The following is a 21,119-nucleotide window of genomic DNA, read 5'->3' as shown; positions in this document are numbered from 1 at the left end:
ACCTCACATCGCAAGACCCTGCTGGGCATTGCGCAAGTGGTCGTTTGCGGACTGCTCTAAAGATGAACGGAGTCCATAATATATGACCTTCTCAGCATCGAACCCTGTTGCGCGCAAGTTATCGGTAGCTCTCGCCCTCGCATTGTCAGCAACCCTCGCGGGTTGCGCCACTAACAAGGACTTTTACGCCAAAGGGGGAAGCCGAGCTGATGGCGTCGTTGATATGGCATATGACTTCCAGCAGTTTGAGACCCCTGTGGTTCGAGTCGAGCAAGCCCAGAGAATTGCCAAATCGAAATGCGTGTTGTGGGGTTACTCCGATGCAGAGGCCTTTGGAGGGAAAACCCAGCACTGCAACCAGATGAATGGCTACGGTACCTGCATTGCAGGTCAGATAGTTGTCCAATACCAATGCCTGGGTAACCTCAACACCTCCAGCGCTTCCACTACACCGGCCGCCACCGCGCCCGTTGCCGACGCTGCAGCAACTCCTGCTCCGGGCGGGCCGCTCAGCAAGGATCAGTGGAAGCTGCAACAAATTCAGCAGTTGAATAAATCTGCACCGTCGTATGAGGAGTACCAAAAGCGGTACCGGGTGATCATGGAGCAATAACCCCCCTCCCCGAGCCCTTCTGGCCCGGAAACCCAGAAGGAGCGCATATGTACTCCACGCATCACAGATCGAGGGCAGCGCCAATGTCTAGTCCTGAGACAGGTGTTAACCTGATTCAGGACGGGACAGGGGCAAAAACACTTAAAAACAAAAAGGGGTCGCGAGATAAAATCTCGCGACCCCTTTGAATNGCGCCAATGTCTAGTCCTGAGACAGGTGTTAACCTGATTCAGGACGGGACAGGGGCAAAAACACTTAAAAACAAAAAGGGGTCGCGAGATAAAATCTCGCGACCCCTTTGAATAATATGGTCGGGACGGAGTGATTCGAACACTCGACCCCTAGCACCCCATGCTAGTGCGCTACCGGACTGCGCTACGCCCCGACTAGGCGTTGACTCTGTCCCTCATCTCGAGGAACGCTCAAGAATATATCGCAAGCTTTTGAAAACTGGAAGTATTTAAAAGCAGGAATTTATTTCTTGAGTACCACCAGAACATCTTCGAGCTCGGCGATCATCTGGCGGATCATTTGTTTGTATTGGGTGGTGTCGTCTTTGGCCTCATCGCCGGACAAACGCAAACGTGCGCCGCCGATGGTGAACCCCTGATCGTAAAGAAGCGCACGGATCTGCCGGATCATCAGCACGTCCTGGCGCTGATAATACCGGCGGTTTCCGCGGCGTTTGACGGGGTTGAGTTGAGGAAACTCCTGCTCCCAGTAGCGCAGCACGTGCGGTTTTACGGCACATAGCTCGCTGACTTCACCAATGGTGAAGTAGCGTTTGCCCGGGATGACGGGTAGCTCGTCGTTATGACTTGGTTCCAGCATAAGCCTCAACTCGGGCCTTCAACTTCTGCCCTGGACGAAAGGTGACCACACGGCGAGCCGTGATCGGGATTTCTTCTCCCGTTTTCGGATTGCGGCCAGGCCGCTGGCGTTTGTCCCGAAGGTCGAAATTGCCGAAACCGGACAATTTGACTTGTTCGTTGTCTTCGAGCGCGTGCCTGATTTCTTCGAAAAACAGTTCGACCAATTCCTTGGCCTCCCGCTTGTTCAGGCCCAGCTCTTCGTACAGACGTTCCGCCATCTCAGCTTTCGTCAAAGCCCCCATACGTCACTTCCTTAACGTGGCGTTCAACCTTTGTTCGAGCGAGGTGAGGATGTTTTGCGTCGTGGAATTCACCTCATCGTCATTAAGAGTGCGCGATGGATGCTGCCAGGTCAAGCCAACTGCAAGGCTTTTTCTATGCGGATCAATGCCTTTACCCTGATACACGTCAAATAGCCTGAGGTCCGTCAGCCATTCACCTGCATTTTCACGGATTACGTCCAGTACGGCAGTGGCCGCAACGTCTGTATCCGCCAGCAGTGCAAGGTCACGACGCACTTCAGGAAAGCGCGATAACTCCTGGAATTTCGGCATTTTACCCGAAGCCACTTCGGCCAGAACCAGCTCGAAAACGAAGACCGGACGGTCGAGACCGAGGGTTTTCGACAATTCAGGGTGGATAGCACCGACGTAGCCGACCAGACGACCCTCACGCTCGACGCGCGCGGTTTGACCCGGGTGCAACGCTGGGTGTTTGCCCGGCACGAACGTGAACGCGTCCAATGCGCCGGCGAAGCCCAGCACGGCTTCCACATCGGCTTTGACGTCGAAGAAATCCACGACATCGCGACCTTGCGCCCAGCCTTCCGGCAGACGGCCACCGCACACCACACCCGCCAGCATCGGCTCTTGCTTCAGGCCTTCCAGCTGACCGACGAAACGCAGGCCGCTTTCGAACAGGCGGACGCGATCCTGCTGACGGTTCAGGTTGTGCTGAAGTGCCTTGACCAGGCCCGGCCACAGGGACGAACGCATGGCCGCCATGTCGTTGGAAATCGGGTTGGCCAGTAGCAGCGGCTCAACACCCGGATTAAACAACTCAAATTGTTTCGGATCGATGAAGCTGTAGGTAATCGCTTCTTGATAACCACGGGCCACCAGCAGACGACGCAGTTCAGGCAAATCGCTGCGCGCTTCGGCCTTGGCTTGTGGTGCCAGACGGGCTTGTGGGTAGCGAACCGGCAGACGGTTGTAACCGTACAGACGGGCCAGCTCTTCGATCAGATCGACTTCCAGGCTGATATCGAAACGGAAGCTTGGCACTTCAACGCGCCACTGCCCTGCCCCATCGGCAGTAATGGTCAGGCCCAAGGCGCTGAGCAGACGCTCGACTTCGGCCGAATCCATTTCCATGCCCAGCATCTGGGTGATGCGTTGGGCACGCAGGGTGATCGGTGCGATCGACGGCAGGTGCTGCTCGCTGACGGTTTCGACGATCGGGCCAGCTTCGCCGCCGGTGATGTCCAGAAGCAGGCCGGTGGCGCGCTCCATGGCTTCACGGGCAAGCTTCCAGTCCACGCCACGCTCGTAACGGTGCGAGGCATCGGTGTGCAGGCCGTAGGAACGAGCCTTGCCAGCGACGGCAATCTGGTCGAAGAACGCGCTTTCCAGAAAAATATCGCGCGTTGTCGCAGTGTTGACGCCGCTGTGCTCGCCACCCATGACGCCGGCGATAGCCAAGGCGCGGGTGTGGTCGGCGATCACCAGCGTATCGCTACGCAGGCTGACTTCCTGACCGTCGAGCAGCACCAGCTTCTCGCCATCTTCGGCCATGCGCACGCGGATGCCGCCATTGATTTCGGCGAGATCGAAGGCGTGCAGCGGTTGACCCAGTTCCAGCATCACGTAGTTGGTGATGTCGACGGCGGCGTCGATGCTGCGCACGTCGGCGCGACGCAGGCGCTCAACCATCCACAGTGGCGTAGGCTTGGACAGGTCAACGTTACGGATCACACGACCCAGGTAACGCGGGCAAGCGTTTGGCGCCAGCACTTCGATCGAACGCACTTCGTCGTGCACGGCAGGAACGCTGGCAATTGCCGGGCGCACCACCGGGGCGGCGTAAAGCGCACCGACTTCGCGGGCCAGACCGGCCAGGGACAGGCAGTCGCCGCGGTTCGGGGTCAGGTCGACCTCGATGCTGGCGTCTTCCAGATTCAGGTACTCACGAATGTCCTGACCAACCGGCGCATCGGCCGGCAATTCCATCAAGCCGTCGTTACCTTCGCCGATTTGCAACTCGGCCTGGGAACACAGCATGCCGTTGGATTCAACGCCACGCAGTTTGGCTTTCTTGATTTTGAAGTCGCCTGGCAGTTCGGCACCGATCATGGCGAACGGGATCTTCAGGCCCGGGCGCACGTTTGGCGCACCGCACACCACCTGAAAGGTCTCCGAGCCACTGCTGACCTGGCAAACGCGCAGCTTGTCGGCATCAGGGTGTTGCTCGGTGCTCAGCACCTCGCCCACCACCACGCCACTGAATTCACCGGCGGCCGGCGTAACGCTATCGACCTCAAGACCGGCCATCGACAGACGAGCAACCAGCTCGTCGCGATTTACCTGCGGGCTTACCCAGCCACGCAGCCATTGTTCACTGAATTTCATCCTGCTCTCCTAAGAATTCGTTACGACTAGCGAAATTGCGCGAGGAACCGCAAGTCGTTGTCGAAGAACAGACGCAAGTCGTTCACGCCGTAACGCAGCATGGCCAGACGCTCAACGCCCATGCCGAAGGCAAAGCCCGAAAACTCTTCCGGGTCGATCCCGGACATACGCAGCACGTTCGGGTGAACCATGCCGCAGCCCATCACTTCCAGCCAGCCAGTCTGCTTGCAGACACGGCAGCCTTTACCGCTGCACATCACGCATTCCATGTCGACTTCAGCGGATGGCTCGGTGAACGGGAAGTACGAAGGGCGGAAACGCACCGCCAGTTCTTTTTCGAAGAACACGCGCAGGAACTCTTCGATGGTGCCTTTCAGGTCGGCGAAATTGATATCGCGGTCGACCAGCAGGCCTTCGACCTGGTGGAACATCGGCGAGTGGGTGATATCGGAGTCGCTACGGTACACACGGCCTGGGCAGACGATGCGGATCGGCGGCTGTTTCGATTCCATGGTGCGGACCTGTACCGGCGAGGTATGGGTGCGCAGCAACATGTTGGCATTGAAATAGAAGGTGTCATGCATCGACCGGGCCGGGTGATGGCCAGGGATGTTGAGCGCTTCGAAGTTGTGGTAGTCGTCTTCGACCTCAGGGCCTTCGGCAATGCCGTAGCCGATGCGGGTGAAGAACTGTTCGATACGTTCCAGAGTGCGAGTAACCGGATGCAGACCACCCGAGGTCTGGCCACGGCCAGGCAGGGTCACGTCAATGGACTCGGCGGACAGTTTGGCGGCCAGATCAGCCTCCTCAAACAGTGCCTTGCGCGCATTGAGAACCTCTGTGACACGCTCCTTGGCAACGTTGATCAGCGCACCGACTTGCGGACGCTCTTCTGCCGGCAAATTCCCCAGGGTCTTCATCACCTGAGTCAATTCGCCCTTTTTGCCAAGGTAGTGAACCCGGATTTGCTCCAGGGCATTGATATCTTCAGCGCTTTGCACAGCCTCTAGTGCTTGAGAGACGAGCGCATCCAGGTTTTCCATGTACAGACTCCAGATACAAAATAGGGGAAGAGCTTGAAGGCTCTTCCCCTATTTATGACGTTTAACACCTGGCCCCACAGAGGTGAGACCGGGTGACTGTCGGGGGTACTTAAGCCAAGGTGGCTTTAGCTTTCTCGACAATCGCAGCAAACGCCGCTTTTTCGTTCACTGCCAGATCAGCCAGAACCTTACGGTCGATCTCGATGGACGCTTTTTTCAGGCCGGCGATGAAACGGCTGTAGGACAGACCGTTGATACGTGCACCAGCGTTGATACGAGCGATCCACAGAGCGCGGAACTGACGTTTTTTCTGACGACGGTCACGGTAGGCGTATTGGCCTGCCTTGATTACCGCTTGCTTGGCAACACGGAATACGCGCGAGCGAGCGCCGTAGTAGCCTTTAGCAAGTTTCAGAATTTTTTTGTGACGTTTACGGGCAATGACGCCACGCTTTACACGAGCCATGAGTTACTTCCTCTATTCTTGATCCAAAAATTAACGAAGGCGCAGCATGCGCTCGACTTTTGCCACGTCAGACGGATGCAGCAAGCTGCTACCGCGCAGTTGACGCTTACGCTTGGTCGACATTTTGGTCAGGATGTGGCTCTTGAAAGCGTGCTTGTGCTTGATACCGTTAGCAGTTTTCAGAAACCGCTTAGCAGCACCACTTTTGGTTTTCATCTTTGGCATGTTCGGATACTCCGCATTCAGTTGATAAACATAATCAGAAGGCCTGCCGTGCCCTGTTGATTACTTCTTCTTTTTCGGGGCGATGACCATGATCAGCTGGCGTCCTTCCATCTTAGGATGCTGTTCGACCGAACCGTACTCGAGCAAGTCACCTTCAACTCGCTTGAGGAGTTCCATCCCCAGCTCCTGGTGGGCCATCTCACGGCCGCGGAATCGCAAGGATACCTTGGCCCTGTCCCCGTCACTCAGGAAACGTACCAGGTTGCGCAGTTTTACCTGGTAATCCCCTTCCTCCGTCCCTGGACGAAACTTGATTTCTTTTACCTGAATCTGCTTCTGGTTCTTCTTCGCCGCGGCAATCTGCTTCTTTTTCTCGAAGATCGATTTGCCGTAGTCCATCACACGGCAAACCGGTGGGACTGCGTCGGCGGAAATTTCCACCAGATCAAGCTTGGCTTCTTCAGCAATACGAAGCGCTTCATCAATCGAGACGATGCCAATCTGCTCGCCGTCAGCGCCAATTAACCGAACCTCGCGTGCCGAGATATTCTCGTTGATCGGGGCTTTCGGTGCAGTTCGTTTATCTTGTCTCATTTCACGCTTAATAATAATTACTCCGAATCTGGGCGACCACGCCGGGAAACCGCTTGCGCGAGAAACTCAGCGAACTGGGCGACGGGCATCGAGCCCAGGTCAGCACCTTCACGAGTACGCACAGCGACAGTCTGCATCTCGACTTCCTTATCTCCGATAACCAAAAGATAGGGAACCTTGAGCAAAGTATGCTCGCGGATTTTAAAGCCGATCTTTTCATTTCTCAAGTCAGACTTGGCACGAAATCCGCTTTCGTTGAGAGTTTTTTCCACCTGGGCGACAAAATCTGCCTGTTTATCAGTGATATTCATGATCACTGCCTGGGTTGGCGCCAGCCACGCAGGGAATGCACCTTCATAGTGCTCGATCAAAATCCCGACGAAACGCTCGAAGGAACCGAGGATCGCCCGGTGCAACATTACCGGGTGCTTGCGGCTGTTGTCTTCGGAGACGTATTCGGCACCGAGACGTACAGGCAGGTTGAAATCGAGCTGCAAGGTACCACACTGCCAAACGCGGCCGAGACAATCTTTCAGCGAGAACTCGATCTTCGGACCGTAGAACGCCCCCTCGCCCGGCTGCAGATCGTACGGCAGGCCCGCGCTATCAAGGGCTGCGGCCAACGCCGCTTCGGCGCGATCCCACAGCTCGTCGGAACCGACGCGCTTTTCCGGACGAGTGGACAGCTTCATTTCGACTTCTTTAAAGCCGAAGTCGGCATAGACGTCCATGGTCAGCTTGATAAACGCGGCGGATTCGGCCTGCATCTGCTCTTCAGTGCAGAAGATGTGAGCATCGTCCTGCGTGAAGGCGCGAACGCGCATAATGCCGTGCAGCGCACCCGACGGCTCGTTACGGTGGCAGGCACCGAACTCGGCCAGACGCATCGGCAATTCGCGGTAGCTTTTCAGGCCCTGATTGAACACCTGCACGTGGCACGGGCAGTTCATCGGCTTGATGGCGTAGTCGCGGTTTTCCGACTGAGTGGTGAACATATTGTCGGCGTAGTTGGCCCAGTGCCCGGATTTCTCCCACAGGCTGCGATCAACGACTTGCGGAGTTTTGATCTCCAGGTAGCCATTGTCACGCTGAACCTTGCGCATGTACTGCTCGAGCACCTGGTACAGAGTCCAGCCATTCGGGTGCCAGAACACCATGCCCGGCGACTCTTCCTGGGTATGGAACAGGCCCAGACGCTTGCCGATCTTGCGGTGATCGCGCTTTTCAGCTTCTTCGATGCGCTGGACGTAAGCCGCCAGCTGCTTCTTGTCCGCCCATGCGGTGCCGTAAACGCGCTGCAACTGCTCGTTCTTGGCATCACCACGCCAGTAGGCGCCGGACAGCTTGGTCAGCTTGAAAGATTTCAGGAAGCGGGTGTTCGGCACATGTGGACCGCGGCACATGTCGACGTATTCTTCGTGATAGTACAGGCCCATGGCTTGCTCGTTCGGCATGTCCTCGACCAGACGCAGCTTGTAGTCTTCGCCGCGAGCCTTGAACACTTCGATCACTTCGGCGCGCGGAGTGACTTTCTTGATCACGTCGTAATCTTTCTCGATCAGCTGTTGCATGCGCTGTTCGATGGCGGCCAGGTCGTCCGGCGTGAAAGGACGTTCGAAGGCGATATCGTAATAGAAACCTTCGTCAATGACCGGGCCGATGACCATCTTGGCCGTCGGGTACAGCTGCTTGACCGCGTGGCCAACCAGGTGGGCGCAAGAGTGGCGAATGATCTCCAGCCCCTCTTCATCCTTTGGCGTAATGATTTGCAGCGAAGCATCGCTGTCGATGATGTCGCTGGCGTCGACCAGCTTGCCATTGACCTTGCCGGCCACGGTGGCCTTGGCCAGGCCTGCACCGATGGATGCGGCGACCTCGGCTACGGAAACCGGGTGATCGAATGAACGTTGACTGCCGTCGGGAAGAGTAATAGTTGGCATGGCGCCTCCTCTCCTAGTGGTGACCCCTACCAAAGGTCACGTGGGTTGGGATGAGCCAGTACAAGATCCGATCCAGGCCATTCAATGACGAACGCCTGCCTTACAGCGGCAGGAGCCTTGCGGCCAACCGGAAAACCGAACCAGAGTGACTGGGATTCAAATCAGGATTATTCGCGCCTCTGCCGCTGCCGGGACTGAAGGTCATCCGGAGCCTGCAAACGCCCGAGCGAGGCATGCTAGCACAGATGAACGGTCGCCGATGCACCGAGGTTTTCTGCTGGGGCAAATCAGGCATTTTTATGCCAGAGTGCTGAACTTGAAGCCCGCTTTCCCTCTCAGATAACAAGACATTGACCCAAAAGGAGCATCCCAGCATGCGTCTGAATCGTTTATTCGCCGTCGTCGCACCCGTCGTCCTGTTACTGCCGCTGGCTGCCCATGCCGATTGGCCAAAGGGCGAGCGCGAGAAGTACATGGCTCAGTGCACTCAGGCGGCCTCTCCGCAGATCGGCGCTGCGGCTGCGAAGTCACACTGCGCATGTGGGGCCGACGCGATCAAATCCTACCCGGCCAGCGATATTCAGTCGTTGATGGACAACAAGGCCAGCCCCGAACTGCAACAGAAGGCACTGGGCCAGATCGCCAAATGCAAGGCCAATCCACCGGCGAAAAAGTGAGGAAAAAGTCCTTTTGACTCGGCCCAACGCTGATAAAAAGTGATGGATTTCAGCTTTTTCGTACGATTTATGCAGGTTTTACAGCTTTTTTTATTGTCCTTACTTTCGGCTGAAAGCCTTTTAAAACGGGGCTTTCAGCCATACAGAGCAACAAAGAGAACGCGACTGTAGGGCAAACAGCACGTCCGGGGGGCTCCCAAAGCGAACATTTCGACTATGATACTCCGGTGTGCCCAGTTGGCCTGAGCAGCACAGTACTACTGAAAATATATGTTTCTTGGAGATACACCATGTCTAATCGCCAAACCGGCACCGTTAAATGGTTCAACGATGAAAAAGGCTTCGGCTTCATCACTCCTCAAGGTGGCGGTGACGACCTGTTCGTACACTTCAAAGCTATCGAAAGCGACGGTTTCAAAAGCCTGAAAGAAGGCCAGACCGTTTCCTTCGTGGCTGAGAAAGGCCAAAAGGGTATGCAAGCTGCACAAGTTCGCCCAGAGTAATTTCCCGGCGCGCTAAAAAAACCCCGTCCATGTGACGGGGTTTTTTATGGGTGAAACAAACGCCTGGGGCAATCAGCCGCAGTTGACGCGTGTGATCACCAGGTTGTTATCGGTGTTCAGGTTCAGGCGATCGGAGCGGTATTCCAGGGTCACCATGTCATTAGGCTCGAGGAACCGGGCATTCTGCGCGCCTGCGCGGGCACGTGCCTGCTCCAGCAGTTCGGGCGAAGCTTTTTTGCCAATGGTGAATTCGGCAGCCTTTGCTTCACAACGGCTGTGGCCGGTATCGGTCGCCACAGGGTCCTTTGCCGACTCGGTGGGTGTATTGCTGCAACCGACCAACAGAGTGGCGGCCAACAAAGTACCCAATGACGCGAGCTTCCAAGGCATGAAGCCTCCTTTTTTCCAAATAGTTAAGCTGAGATCGTGCGACAGCCATTTTGGCATTAGGTTTCCAGACAGAAACTATCGCCCCGCCCTCGATCCTGACAGCGGCGAGTGTGCCTGAGCATTACCTGCCGTTCATCCCTCAATCGTGACTGAATATGAACAGCGTTCAATAGACGTCGATGTAATCGAAAGGCGGCTTTGGCCAGTTCTGCTTGAGCGCATTGAAGATCTGCATGACCCAGACTTCGTCACTGGCCGCGACCCGTCCGACATAACCCGAACCCTTGGCCCATGTTTCCAGGCGAAACAGCAGCCCGTCGATATCAGTACCGCCCACGACGCCCGACGAAATATAGGCGATGCCGCCCTTGGTGACCCGCAACTGGGTGTGCTCATCGTCGCTGGCAGAGGCCAGTAGCTGACGCACTGCTTCGAGGGTCAAGCCGTCAGGAGTGTTCAAATCGATCTGCACAGCACAATCCTTGAAAGTTCGTCAAAGACCAAGTGTCGCATAGCCCTCTCCTGATGCCTAAGTCGGAGTGTCAAATGCCCTGCAAAATGGTTAACTCGACCACTCAGACTTTCCCGACTTCACGAGCGCCATCATGACCACCGTAAGCATCGACGCCAATATCACCATCAAGTGGCCACAAGGCCACAGCTCTTACAGCCCGGGCAGTCCGGAAGAGCTGGCAATCATTGGTATCGACTTGCTGGTCAAGGAGTTGGGGACGCAGGCCGCCCACACCTTCATCACTCAGGTTCTCGAGAGGTACCCTGCCGATTACATGGGCGCGGATACCGAGTAGCGGAAAACCCCGCAGGCTGGCACCTGCGGGTCCATGGCTTACTTCAAGCGAGCCAGGCGCTGGGTCAGCAGGTCGAAGAAGCCCTGAGCGTCGCCATTTTCAACCCAGAAGGCATTTTTCGGCGCCTTCAGGCCGTCATACCAGTCGACGATGGTTTGGCCGAAGGTCGGCCCTTCACGACTGTCGACCACCACGTTTACCGACCGACCGGTAAACAGTTCCGGCTTGAGCAGGTAAGCGATGACCGTGGCGTCATGCACCGGGCCACCCGGAATGCCGTAGTGCTCCATGTCGCCTTTGACGTACTCGTTGAGAATATCGCCTACCAGCTTGCTGGCATTGTTGTTCAGTGCGGCGATCTGTTTCAGGCGCGCGTCACTGGTGAGGATCTTGTGGGTCACGTCCAGCGGCAGATAAGTCAGCTTGACGCCACTTTTGAGCACCACTTCCGCCGCCTGTGGGTCGGCAAACAGGTTGAACTCGGCCACCGGGGTAATGTTGCCGCCATTGAAATGCGCACCGCCCATGATCACCACTTCCTTGATGCCCTGAACGATTTCAGGTTCCTGGATCAGCGCCAGGGCCAGATTGGTCTGCGGGCCGAGCATGGCGATGGTGATGCTGTGGGGTTTGGCGGCCTTCAGGGTATCGATCAGGTAATTGACCGCATTGCCTTCGGCCAGGCCTTTCTTCGGCTCATGCACGGTGACACCCGACAGACCTTCCTTGCCGTGGATGTTTTCGGCATAGATCGGCGTGCGCATCATCGGTTTCGGTGCGCCTGCGTAAACCGGCACCTCTTCGCGGCCCGCCCATTCGCGGGCCAGACGCGCATTACGCGAGGTCTTGTCCAGACGCACGTTGCCAGCGACGGTGGTCAGCGCACGAATGTTCAGTTCTTCCGGCGAGGCCAGGGCAAACAGCAAGGCGACCACGTCATCGGCGCCCGGATCGGTGTCGATGATCAAGTCGATCTTTTCCGCCGCGTGGGCGCTTGTTGCGGTAATCAGGGACAAAAGCAGCAGACTCCGAAGCAAGTGGTGCAGTTTCTGAGCATAGCGGTGCATAGGGCACTCCTTGTGCGTGGGAAGAACGGAAAGCTAGAACGTTACGCCAGCGACCAAAACAATGTTGCAGTACGGCTGACATTCGCCTGTACGAACAATCGCCCGTGCCTGTCGGCTAAGCACTTTGAATTGGTCATGGCTGAGCAATTCGCGCCGACCCAGCGCACCCTCGGCATTCAGCTCATCCAGCGCGCTCAAGGCAGACGGTTTTTTGTCCAGAATCTCATGGGCCAGCACATGGCTTTCGACCTGCATTTCGCTGAGCACGACCTTCAAGGTACTGATGAAATCCGGAATGCCGTGGGTCAAGGCCAGGTCGATCAGTTCGACGCCGGGTGGTACCGGCAAGCCAGCATCGCCGATCACGACCCTGTCGCCATGGCCCAGGGACGCAATCAGCCGCGACAGCGCGACGTTGAGCAAAGGAGTCTTTTTCATGGTGCTTTAAAGGCCTGTACGTCGGACAAGGTAGGAATCGAAGGTTGCGCGCCGGCCCGGGTGACCGACAGCGCAGCGGCGACCTGACCGAAACGAATCGCCTCGGCCTCGCTTTTGCCGGCCGCCAGGGCTGCGGCGAAACCACCGACGAAAGTGTCGCCAGCCGCGGTGGTATCGACCGCCTTCACTTTCGGTGCCGGGAAATGTTCAAAGCGTGTGCCATCGGCGAACAGTGATCCCTGCGCGCCAAGGGTGATGATCACTTTGCCAGCGCCCATGGCGATCAGCTGGGTCGCGGCGGCTTCGGCAGTGTTCAGGGAATCCACCGGCAAACCGCTCAAGGCCGTGGCCTCGCTTTCGTTGGGGATCAGGTAATCGATGGCCGCATACCAATCCGCCGGCAACGGGCGACTGGCCGGTGCCGGATTGAGGATCACTTTTTTGCCCAGTTCACGTCCGCGTTTCAGAGCATGGCCGACCGTGGCATCCGGCACTTCCAGCTGACAGATGATGACATCCGCCGTCTGCAATACATTGTCGAAACGGTCGACCACCTCGGGGGTCAGCGCGCCGTTGGCACCCGCGACAATCACGATCGCGTTCTGACTGTTGTCATCGACCACGATCAGCGCCACACCGCTGGAATCTTCGACGGTGCTGACCGCCTGGCAATCGATCCGCTCGGCCAACAGCGCCCCGCGCAGCGCTCCGCCATAAGCGTCGTTGCCCACGCAACCGACCATCGACACCTGCGCTCCCAGGCGCGCCGCGGCCACGGCCTGGTTCGCCCCCTTGCCGCCGGAAACCGTGGCAAATGACTTGCCGATCAGCGTTTCACCACCACGGGGCAGCCGTGGTGCCCGGGTTACCAGGTCCATGTTGAGGCTGCCTATTACCACTACTTTTGCTGGCATACATCTTTACTCATCAATTCGATTTCAGCGGTATTGGGCAAACACACCGGTCAGCGGCGCAGTCGATTCCCGCAAGACAATACTGGGCGTCACGATGCGCTGATCGGTCGCCAGATGCGGCGCGGCAATCCGGCGCAACAACACCTCGGCCGCCATCTCGCCAAGTTGCAGGATCGACTGGCCCACGGTCGTCAGCGCCGGATAGACGTAACGGCTCATCTGGATATCGTCGAAGCCGATTACCGACAACTCGGTGGGTACACGAATATTGCGCTCGGCAGCGGCGCGCAACACACCGATGCCGATCATGTCGTTGCCGGCAAAGATTGCGCTGGGCGGGTTCTTTTCCAGCAGGATCGCGGCGGCGTTGTAACCGCCGGTGCTGGTGAAGTCGCTTTCCAGCATGCGCTCGCGCGGCACTTCGACGCCCGCCTCTTTCAAGGCGCGGCAATAACCGGCCAGACGCATCTGCGCCACGCTGGTACTCGCCGGCCCGCCAATCGTGGCGATGTCCCGGTGCCCCAACTCCAGCAAGTGCCGGGTCGCCAGATAGGCACCGTATTCGTGATCGATGCGTACCAGGTCGGCATCGACGCCTTCCAGGTCTCGGTCGACGATCACCATCGGCGTACGCACGCCCGTTAAGCCTTCGGCCAGGCTGCTGTCACCACCGGCAGACGCAACGATCAAACCGTCGATGCGCTTTTCCAGTAGCACGCGAAGGTAGCTGCGCTGCTTGTCCGGGTTGTCGTCGGAATTGCAGAGAATGACGCAATAGCCGTTGCGCTCGCAGTAATCCTCGATGCCACGGGCCAACTCGGCGAAGTACGGGTTGAGGCTGTTGGGCACCAGCAGGCCGATGGTCGCGGTGGTTTTCGCTTTCAGCGAGCGGGCCACGGCACTGGGCACGTAGTCGAGACTTTTGATCGCCGCCTCGACCTTGATCCGCACTTCTTCACTCACCGGCCGCGTCTTGTTCACCACGTGGGAAACCGTGGTGTAGGAAATGCCCGCGAGTGCCGCTACATCCTTGATGGTTGCCATGACTCAGGTCCGCCGACTTGCGCGCTGACTGCGATAAGTATCGAGCACCACCGCCACCACGATCACCGCACCGGTGATGATGCGTTTGGTGGGCTCGGTCGCGCCGATCTGCGCCAGACCGGCCGCCAGTACCGAGATGATCAGCACACCGAAGAAGGTGCTGATGACCGAACCGCGCCCGCCCATCAGACTGGTGCCGCCGATCACCACCGCGGCGATCACTTGCAGCTCCAGACCGGAACCGGCATTCGGGTCCGCCGCTTCCAGGCGAGAAATCTGAAACAACGCAGCGATGCCAGCCAACAGCCCCATCAGGCTGAACACCAGGATCTTGTAGGGCTTCGGATTGATCCCTGCCAGACGCACCGCTTCTTCGTTGGTGCCAATACCGATCAGGTAACGACCGAAGACGGTGCGCGTCAGCACGGCCTGGGCGATGAAGATAATCAGCAAGGCAATGATGAACGACGGCGAAATGCCGAACGCGATCGGGTTGGACAGCCAGGCGAAGGCATCACCGATGTAAGCGGTGCGCGAACCGGTCATCTGATACGCCAGGCCCCGCGCCATTTCCAGCACTCCGAGGGACACGATGAACGACGGAATCCGCCACGCCACGGTAATCGAACCGGTGATGGTGCCCGCCAGTGCCGCGGTGCCCATTCCCAGCAACGCCGCCGGCAGCACACTCCAGCCCCAGCCCAGAATCGCCACGCTGACCGTCGACGCCGCGAGCGCCAGCACCGACCCCACCGACAAATCGATACCGCCGATGATCAACACAAACGTCATGCCGACCGCCAGCACCATCAAATCGGGGATCTGGTTGGCCAGGGTACTGAAGGTGTCGTAAGACAGGAAATGGCTGCTCAACACCGAGAACAACGCGACCATCGCCAGCAAGGCACCCGCCAGGCCCAGGTAAGTGCCGAGGCCGTAAAAATTGCCACTACGTTTGCCGACCAGAGTTGCAGTATTCATGGAAGATCCCTAGGCGCCGCTTCATTGAGCAACGCATCACGTTTTTGGTAGCCGGCGAACGCGGCCGCAAGCAAATCATCCTGGGTCCAGCTGTCACGCTCGAAGGTGTCGATCAGACGCCCTGCCGACAGCACGCCGATGCGGTCACAGATCAGCATCAATTCGCGCAGGTCGCTGGACACCACCACCAGCGCCTTGCCCTGACGGGTCAACTCACCGAGCAAGGTATAGATGTCGAACTTGGCGCCAACGTCGATGCCACGGGTCGGCTCATCGAACAGCATCACCGTGCAGTCGCGCTCAAGCCATCGGCCGATCACGACTTTCTGCTGATTGCCGCCGGACAGTTCCGAGACCCGTTGCGTCGGGCTGGAACTGCGAATGCGCATGGCGTTGATCTGACGCTGGGCCAGCGACATTTCATCAGCGTTGTTGACGAAGCCGCCGCTGGAAATCACCGGCATATTGCCCAAGGCAATGTTGGCACTGATCGATTGCGTCAGCAGCAGGCCTTCGCCCTTGCGATCTTCGGTGATCAGGGCGATGCCATGACCGACCGCATCGGCCGGCGAACGAATATTCACCACCTGAGCCGGCGCCCCCAGCGCGACGGTGCCGCTGTCGGCGGTATCGGCGCCGAAGATCAGGCGCAGCAACTCGGTACGCCCTGCCCCGATCAAACCGGAGATCCCAAAAATCTCGCCGGCGCGCACTTCGAAGGACACATCGCGAACCTTATCGGAGCGAGTCAGCCCTTTGACCGTCAAGGCCGGAGCACCGATATTGCGCGGGCCCATGTCGATGTGTTCGCCCAGTTCACGGCCGACCATCAGGGTGACCAGTTGCTCGCTGTTGTAATTGGCCATCGGCTCGACACAGACCAGGTTGCCGTCGCGCAATACCGCGATGCGCTGAGCCACCCGCGCCAGTTCTTCGAGGCGGTGGGAAATGTAGATGATCGACACGCCGCGCGCCTGCAGACGCGTGATCTGCTCGAAGAGCATTTCGACTTCACGGGCCGTGAGCATCGCTGTCGGCTCGTCGAGGATCAGTACATGGCAATCGCCAATCAGGTTACGGGCGATCTCCACCATTTGCTGGTGACCGATCCCCAACTCGCCGACCAGGGTGTCCGGGTCAATGGCGTCGAGACCGACCTGAGCCATGGCCTCGATCGCCGCCCTGCGCAGTTGCTTGCGGCTGATCCAGCCACCGAGGCTGGGCAGATTGTCGAGAAACAGGTTTTCCGCCACCGACAATGTCGGCAACAGATTGAGTTCTTGCATGACCATGCGGATGCCCAGCGCTTCGGCCTGGCTGCGGCTGCCAGGGCGGTAATCCTGACCCTGGAATTGCATCTGGCCGGTGGTCGGCGCGACCAGTCCGCCAATGATTTTCGACAGCGTGCTTTTGCCGGCACCATTCTCGCCGGTCAGCGCCAGCACTTCGCCGCGCATCAGCGTCAGGTCGATGCCGGTCAGGACAGGTTGGGCGTAGGTCTTACCGATACCGCTGACCGAGAGGACAGCGTTCGGGGCGGAAACTGACATAAAAACTCTCCATGTGCTCGCCCCAAGAGGCGAGCACCATTGTGTCGCCAGAAAACTACTGGGTAACCAGCTCTACTGGAGTTTCGATGACGCCGTTGGCGCCGCTATCGACTGTTTCGCCTTTGATGATTTTCAGCGCGGTCTCGATGCCGAACACCGCTTGCCGGGCAGCAAACTGGTCGGCGGTGGCCAGGACGCGGCCATCCTTGAGCATTGGCTTGATCGCATTGATGTTGTCGTAACCGACCACTTGCACCTTGCCGGCCTTGCCCGCGGCACGCACGGCAGAGACCGCGCCGACCGCCATGCTGTCGTTGCCGGCCAGCAGGGCCTTGATATTGGGGTATTCGCTGAGCATCGACGAGGCCACCTTGCCGCCCTTGTCGATTTCCCAATCGCCGGACTGCAGGGACACGACTTTGATCTGCGCCGCTTCCATCGCATCCTTGAAGCCTGCAGTGCGCTGCTGGGCGTTGGTGGTGGTGGACACGCCTTCGATGATGCCGACTTCGTCACCGGCCTTCAGCTGTTTGGCCAGGTATTCACCCACCAGACGCGCGCCTTTGCGGTTGTCCGGACCTACGAATGGAACGGTGATGTTTTTGCTTTTGACGACAGTCGGGTCCAGCTGGTTATCGATGTTGATCACGGTGATGCCGGCATCGACGGCTTTCTTGATGACCGGGACCATGGCCTTGGAATCTGCCGGAGCGATGACCAGTGCGTTGACCTTGGACAGGATCATTTGCTCGACGATGCGCGTCTGGCCGGCCGTGTCCGTTTCGTCCTTGATGCCGTTGGAGATCAGTTCGAAGTCGCCGGAGTGGTCTTTCTGGTAGGCCTTGGCGCCGTCTTCCATGGTCAGGAAGAACTCGTTGGCCAGGGATTTCATGACCAGTGCGACTTTAGGTTTTTCAGGGGTTTCGGCGAACGCCGAAGAGACAGGCAGCGCGGCGGATGCGGCAGCCAGCATAGCGACAGCGAAAAGACGTCCAGCGAATGGCAGCTTCATGGGTTCACTCCGATCTTATGATTATTCTGAGCAACGATTGCGCTGGATCTTCAATGGATCAACCTCAATGGATTAACCATCGACGGCGACCGCGCAAACGTTTGCGTAGACCGAACTATGCGAACCCTGTCGAGATTTGTCAACGGCCCGTTCTGTATCTCGGCTGGCAAAAACCAACCCGTCTCGCATCACGCAGTGGTGTTGACCAGGCTGCCGCTGCTGGAGCCCTTGGCCAGCTCCTTGACCAGATTGCCTGTCACTTGCGCGAGCGCGGCACTGGTATCGGCAATTTGCCCCTGGATCGTCATGACAGCGGTGGCCTTGGCTTGCGGGGTCGGATAATTCGCTGCCTGAGCGGCCGCCAGTTGTTGCTGCTGTTCGCGCAGTTGCTGCTGCAGTTCCTGCATGCGCTTGAGCAACACCTGCACCGCAATACTTTGACTGCTGGTTTTCTCGGATTTGCTTTCGCCCTGAGCCGCTGCACCGCCACCGGTTCTGACCTGGTTGTCGCTACCCTGCTCTTCACCCAGCGCTTGGGCGTCGGATGTTGCTTCACTCAAGTCGCTGATGGTCGCCGGGGACTTACCCCCGATAGTAATTGCGCCTGCATTTGCGAAACCGACACTAAACGACATGTGAACTCCTGAAAAAAGATCCCTTGCAAGGGAGCATCGACCTGCACGCGGGTTTCTTTAGCACCGATTTTCGATTTCCAAATTCCCCGCCGTCCTACACCAAAAAGAAAAAAAAACTGTCAGAGGATTTTCTTGAATTTTAAGCAGTTGCGAAAATGCCTACAGTTAAATACTGTATGCACGTACAGCTTAATAAGGATAACTCCGTGGCCACTACCTCTGCCTCTCCTGACGCTTACGAACGCCTGGGTATGCGCGTTCAGAAAATCATCAATTCCCCCACTGCCCAGAAAGCCAAAGCTGCACTGATCTTCCGTCTTCCGGACGAACCCGTGGATGAGTGGGAGCGCTTGCTCGAAGAAATCGACGAGAACGACAACGTCACCCTCGCCCATCGCGACGATGGCGGCGTGCAGATTTTCTGGGTTGTGCCGAAGGAAGATTGAGTCGATGAGTGTCCGCTGGTTTGCTTTACTGCTTCTGTGCATCACCCTTGGCGCCCAGGCTGGCGCCCCACGCACCTTCGACGAAGCCAAGAAAGTCGCCTGGAAGTTGTATGCCCCGCAATCGACCGAGTTTTATTGTGGCTGCAAATACACCGGCAACCGTGTGGACCTCGCCGCCTGTGGTTATGTGCCGCGCAAAAACGCCAAGCGCGCATCCCGCATCGAGTGGGAGCACATTGTCCCGGCGTGGCAGATCGGCCATCAGCGCCAGTGCTGGCAAGAAGGAGGTCGCAAGAACTGCACGCGCTACGATCCAACCTATCAAAAAGCCGAGGCCGACCTGCACAACCTGGTGCCAAGCATCGGTGAGGTGAATGGTGATCGCAGCAACTTCAGTTTCGGTTGGCTGCCCGTGCAGTCGGGCCAATACGGCTCGTGCCTGACCCAGGTCGACTTCAAGGCGAAAAAGGTCATGCCCCGCCCTTCCATTCGCGGCATGATCGCCCGGACGTATTTCTACATGAGCAAGCAGTACGGCTTGCGCCTGTCGAAACAGGATCGCCAATTGTACGAAGCCTGGGACAAAACCTACCCGGTTCAGACCTGGGAACGTCAGCGCAACCAGAGCGTGGCGTGCGTAATGGGCCGCGGCAACGAGTTTGTCGGCCCTGTAGATATGAAGGCTTGCGGCTAACCGGCTGCCGGGATTTTCTTCCAAGGGATTGGCGCCACAAACGAAAACGCCCCGACCAAGGTCGGGGCGTTTTCATGTGCAGCTAAGGCTTAGCGCGGGAATGCTGGCGGGTTTACACCGGCCATGTCTTCCATCACGCGGACTACCTGGCAGCTGTAACCGAACTCGTTGTCGTACCAGACGTACAGAACAACGCGGTTGTCGTTGCAGATGGTCGCTTCAGCGTCCACCACGCCTGCGTGGCGCGAGCCCACGAAGTCGGTGGAAACCACTTCCTGCGAGTTGACGAAGTCGATTTGCTTGTGCAGATCGGAGTGCAGCGCCATGTAGCGCAGGTACTCGTTCATCTCTTCACGGGTGGTGGCTTTCTCAAGGTTCAGGTTGAGAATGGCCATCGACACGTTTGGCGTCGGAACGCGGATCGCGTTACCGGTCAGCTTGCCGGCCAGTTCAGGCAGCGCCTTGGCGGCGGCAGTGGCAGCACCGGTCTCGGTGATGACCATGTTCAACGCGGCGCTACGACCACGACGATTGCCTTTGTGGAAGTTGTCGATCAGGTTCTGGTCGTTGGTGTACGAGTGAACCGTTTCAACGTGACCGTTGACAATGCCGAACTTGTCGTTGACAGCTTTGAGCACCGGCACGATGGCGTTGGTGGTGCAGGAAGCGGCGGAAACGATCTTGTCGTCAGCGGTGATTTCACCGTGGTTGATGCCGTGAACGATGTTCTTCAGCTTGCCTTTGCCAGGCGCGGTCAGAACAACGCGGTCGATACCCGGGCAGGCCAGATGCTGGCCCAGGCCATCGGCGTCACGCCATACACCGGTGTTGTCCACCAGCAGCGCGTCTTTGATGCCGTACTGGGTGTAGTCCACTTCAGTCGGGTTCTTCGCGTAGATAACCTGGATCAGGTTGCCGTTGGCGGTGATGGTGTTGTTGGCTTCATCAATGGTGATGGTGCCGTTGAACGAACCGTGCACCGAGTCGCGACGCAGCAGGCTGGCACGCTTGACCAGATCGTTCTCGGCGCCCTTGCGGACAACGATGGCGCGCAGACGCAGGCCGTCGCCACCACCGGTTTTCTCGATCAGGATGCGCGCCAGCAGGCGACCGATACGACCGAAGCCATACAGGACAACGTCGGTGCCGGTACGGCCGGAACCATTCTGCTTGCCGACCACATCAGCCAGTTCGTCACGGACGAACGCTTCGGCGGTGCGGCCATTGCCTTCGGCCTTGAACTTGACGGCCAGCTTGCCCAGGTCTACCGAAGCAGCGCCGAGCTTGAGCTCGCTCATTGCCTTGAGCAGCGGGAATGTTTCGTGGACGGACAATTCGCTGTCATCGGACTGGCGATGGCGAGCAAAGCGGTGGGCTTTGAGGATCGCGATGACAGACTGGTTGATCAGACTGCGGCCATAGATCGAGCTCACCACGTTGTTGTTGCGGTAGAGCTGACCGATAAGCGGAATCATCGCTTCTGCGAGTGCTTCACGGTCGATCCATTCACCAAGACACTGGTCGGGCTTCTGAGTCACGGTAACCTTCCACATGTAGGGGCAGAAAAAAGGGGCTACAT

At 58.0% G+C, this 21,119-nt stretch carries 25 protein-coding genes and 1 tRNA gene; 6 read left to right on the top strand and 20 right to left on the bottom strand.

Features of this window, described 5'->3' with window-relative positions:
* Window positions 1–82 precede the first annotated feature (82 nt).
* The gene (gene yecR, locus HCU66_RS21435) at window positions 83–613 is read left to right on the top strand and encodes a YecR family lipoprotein (protein WP_205890457.1); all 531 of its coding nucleotides are present in this window, start codon (window positions 83–85) and stop codon (window positions 611–613) included.
* 308 nt (window positions 614–921) lie between these two features.
* Here the strand turns inward: yecR and HCU66_RS21430 are convergent.
* The 9 genes from HCU66_RS21430 to thrS all read right to left on the bottom strand — a co-directional run bounded on the left by HCU66_RS21430 (window position 922) and on the right by thrS (window position 8,380).
* Window positions 922–998: transfer RNA gene (locus HCU66_RS21430), tRNA-Pro, on the bottom strand.
* 89 nt (window positions 999–1,087) lie between these two features.
* Window positions 1,088–1,444, bottom strand: a complete 357-nt coding sequence (locus HCU66_RS21425; protein ID WP_003179985.1) for a MerR family transcriptional regulator — start codon at window positions 1,442–1,444, stop codon at window positions 1,088–1,090.
* Window positions 1,425–1,727 (bottom strand): integration host factor subunit alpha, encoded by a 303-nt coding sequence (gene ihfA, locus HCU66_RS21420; protein ID WP_002553164.1) that lies wholly within the window; start codon window positions 1,725–1,727, stop codon window positions 1,425–1,427. Before ihfA ends, HCU66_RS21425 begins: the two co-directional genes overlap by 20 nt.
* A gap of 3 nt (window positions 1,728–1,730) precedes the next feature.
* On the bottom strand, window positions 1,731–4,112 hold the full coding sequence (gene pheT / locus HCU66_RS21415) for a phenylalanine--tRNA ligase subunit beta (RefSeq protein ID WP_205890456.1): 2,382 nt from the start codon (window positions 4,110–4,112) through the stop codon (window positions 1,731–1,733).
* A 26-nt stretch (window positions 4,113–4,138) separates the two neighbouring features.
* A complete protein-coding gene (pheS, locus tag HCU66_RS21410; protein ID WP_095631475.1) occupies window positions 4,139–5,155 on the bottom strand; it encodes a phenylalanine--tRNA ligase subunit alpha in 1,017 nt (338 codons plus the stop codon).
* A 109-nt stretch (window positions 5,156–5,264) separates the two neighbouring features.
* Complete coding sequence (gene rplT, locus HCU66_RS21405; protein ID WP_007905879.1) at window positions 5,265–5,621, bottom strand: 50S ribosomal protein L20; 357 nt, start codon at window positions 5,619–5,621, stop codon at window positions 5,265–5,267.
* A gap of 30 nt (window positions 5,622–5,651) precedes the next feature.
* Window positions 5,652–5,846, bottom strand: a complete 195-nt coding sequence (gene rpmI / locus HCU66_RS21400; RefSeq protein WP_002553160.1) for a 50S ribosomal protein L35 — start codon at window positions 5,844–5,846, stop codon at window positions 5,652–5,654.
* 60 nt (window positions 5,847–5,906) lie between these two features.
* Window positions 5,907–6,458 (bottom strand): translation initiation factor IF-3, encoded by a 552-nt coding sequence (gene infC / locus HCU66_RS21395; RefSeq protein ID WP_175390795.1) that lies wholly within the window; start codon window positions 6,456–6,458, stop codon window positions 5,907–5,909.
* On the bottom strand, window positions 6,458–8,380 hold the full coding sequence (gene thrS, locus HCU66_RS21390) for a threonine--tRNA ligase (protein WP_205890455.1): 1,923 nt from the start codon (window positions 8,378–8,380) through the stop codon (window positions 6,458–6,460). Before thrS ends, infC begins: the two co-directional genes overlap by 1 nt.
* A 374-nt stretch (window positions 8,381–8,754) precedes the next feature.
* Here thrS and HCU66_RS21385 point away from each other — a divergent pair, with 374 nt between their 5' ends.
* Both HCU66_RS21385 and HCU66_RS21380 read left to right on the top strand, forming a co-directional pair.
* Entirely contained in the window at window positions 8,755–9,057 is a 303-nt protein-coding gene (locus HCU66_RS21385) for a hypothetical protein (RefSeq protein ID WP_205890454.1), read from the top strand.
* Between the two features lie 290 nt (window positions 9,058–9,347).
* The gene (locus HCU66_RS21380) at window positions 9,348–9,560 is read left to right on the top strand and encodes a cold-shock protein (protein WP_003179963.1); all 213 of its coding nucleotides are present in this window, start codon (window positions 9,348–9,350) and stop codon (window positions 9,558–9,560) included.
* Window positions 9,561–9,632: 72 nt separating this feature from the next.
* Here HCU66_RS21380 and HCU66_RS21375 read toward each other — a convergent pair whose 3' ends face one another.
* Together HCU66_RS21375 and HCU66_RS21370 are read right to left on the bottom strand one after the other, a co-directional pair.
* Window positions 9,633–9,950 (bottom strand): I78 family peptidase inhibitor, encoded by a 318-nt coding sequence (locus HCU66_RS21375; protein ID WP_205890453.1) that lies wholly within the window; start codon window positions 9,948–9,950, stop codon window positions 9,633–9,635.
* A gap of 166 nt (window positions 9,951–10,116) precedes the next feature.
* Window positions 10,117–10,422, bottom strand: a complete 306-nt coding sequence (locus tag HCU66_RS21370) for a hypothetical protein (RefSeq protein ID WP_205890452.1) — start codon at window positions 10,420–10,422, stop codon at window positions 10,117–10,119.
* Window positions 10,423–10,555: 133 nt separating this feature from the next.
* Between HCU66_RS21370 and HCU66_RS21365 the strand changes: the two genes are divergently transcribed.
* A complete protein-coding gene (locus HCU66_RS21365; RefSeq protein ID WP_205890451.1) occupies window positions 10,556–10,759 on the top strand; it encodes a hypothetical protein in 204 nt (67 codons plus the stop codon).
* A 38-nt stretch (window positions 10,760–10,797) separates the two neighbouring features.
* Here HCU66_RS21365 and HCU66_RS21360 read toward each other — a convergent pair whose 3' ends face one another.
* The 8 genes from HCU66_RS21360 to HCU66_RS21325 form a co-directional block, all read right to left on the bottom strand.
* Window positions 10,798–11,826, bottom strand: coding sequence for a nucleoside hydrolase (locus HCU66_RS21360; RefSeq protein WP_205890450.1), 1,029 nt, complete (start codon window positions 11,824–11,826; stop codon window positions 10,798–10,800).
* Between the two features lie 33 nt (window positions 11,827–11,859).
* Entirely contained in the window at window positions 11,860–12,264 is a 405-nt protein-coding gene (gene rbsD / locus HCU66_RS21355) for a D-ribose pyranase (RefSeq protein WP_205890449.1), read from the bottom strand.
* Complete coding sequence (gene rbsK / locus HCU66_RS21350; protein WP_205890448.1) at window positions 12,261–13,178, bottom strand: ribokinase; 918 nt, start codon at window positions 13,176–13,178, stop codon at window positions 12,261–12,263. Before rbsK ends, rbsD begins: the two co-directional genes overlap by 4 nt.
* Before the next feature lie 24 nt (window positions 13,179–13,202).
* Complete coding sequence (locus tag HCU66_RS21345; protein ID WP_205890447.1) at window positions 13,203–14,222, bottom strand: LacI family DNA-binding transcriptional regulator; 1,020 nt, start codon at window positions 14,220–14,222, stop codon at window positions 13,203–13,205.
* Between the two features lie 3 nt (window positions 14,223–14,225).
* A complete protein-coding gene (locus tag HCU66_RS21340) occupies window positions 14,226–15,203 on the bottom strand; it encodes an ABC transporter permease (RefSeq protein WP_205890446.1) in 978 nt (325 codons plus the stop codon).
* On the bottom strand, window positions 15,200–16,753 hold the full coding sequence (locus HCU66_RS21335; protein ID WP_205890445.1) for a sugar ABC transporter ATP-binding protein: 1,554 nt from the start codon (window positions 16,751–16,753) through the stop codon (window positions 15,200–15,202). Before HCU66_RS21335 ends, HCU66_RS21340 begins: the two co-directional genes overlap by 4 nt.
* Before the next feature lie 55 nt (window positions 16,754–16,808).
* Window positions 16,809–17,765, bottom strand: coding sequence for a sugar ABC transporter substrate-binding protein (locus HCU66_RS21330; protein WP_205890444.1), 957 nt, complete (start codon window positions 17,763–17,765; stop codon window positions 16,809–16,811).
* Between the two features lie 188 nt (window positions 17,766–17,953).
* Window positions 17,954–18,400 carry a hypothetical protein gene (locus tag HCU66_RS21325; protein ID WP_205890443.1) on the bottom strand — a complete coding sequence of 149 codons (447 nt, stop codon included), beginning with the start codon at window positions 18,398–18,400 and terminating at the stop codon, window positions 17,954–17,956.
* A 155-nt stretch (window positions 18,401–18,555) separates the two neighbouring features.
* Between HCU66_RS21325 and HCU66_RS21320 the strand changes: the two genes are divergently transcribed.
* Both HCU66_RS21320 and HCU66_RS21315 read left to right on the top strand, forming a co-directional pair.
* Window positions 18,556–18,846: a DUF1654 domain-containing protein gene (locus HCU66_RS21320; protein WP_007940214.1), complete on the top strand. Its 291-nt coding sequence runs from the start codon at window positions 18,556–18,558 to the stop codon at window positions 18,844–18,846.
* A 4-nt stretch (window positions 18,847–18,850) separates the two neighbouring features.
* Window positions 18,851–19,540: an endonuclease gene (locus HCU66_RS21315; RefSeq protein WP_205890442.1), complete on the top strand. Its 690-nt coding sequence runs from the start codon at window positions 18,851–18,853 to the stop codon at window positions 19,538–19,540.
* Between the two features lie 89 nt (window positions 19,541–19,629).
* Here HCU66_RS21315 and HCU66_RS21310 read toward each other — a convergent pair whose 3' ends face one another.
* Window positions 19,630–21,093, bottom strand: a complete 1,464-nt coding sequence (locus tag HCU66_RS21310; protein ID WP_205890441.1) for a glyceraldehyde-3-phosphate dehydrogenase — start codon at window positions 21,091–21,093, stop codon at window positions 19,630–19,632.
* Window positions 21,094–21,119 lie beyond the last annotated feature (26 nt).

This window comes from Pseudomonas frederiksbergensis, assembly GCF_017114915.1.
GTDB lineage: Bacteria > Pseudomonadota > Gammaproteobacteria > Pseudomonadales > Pseudomonadaceae > Aquipseudomonas > Aquipseudomonas frederiksbergensis_I.
Note: the sequence above shows the minus strand (reverse complement) of the source record. Positions and strands in the feature narration are given on the sequence as shown.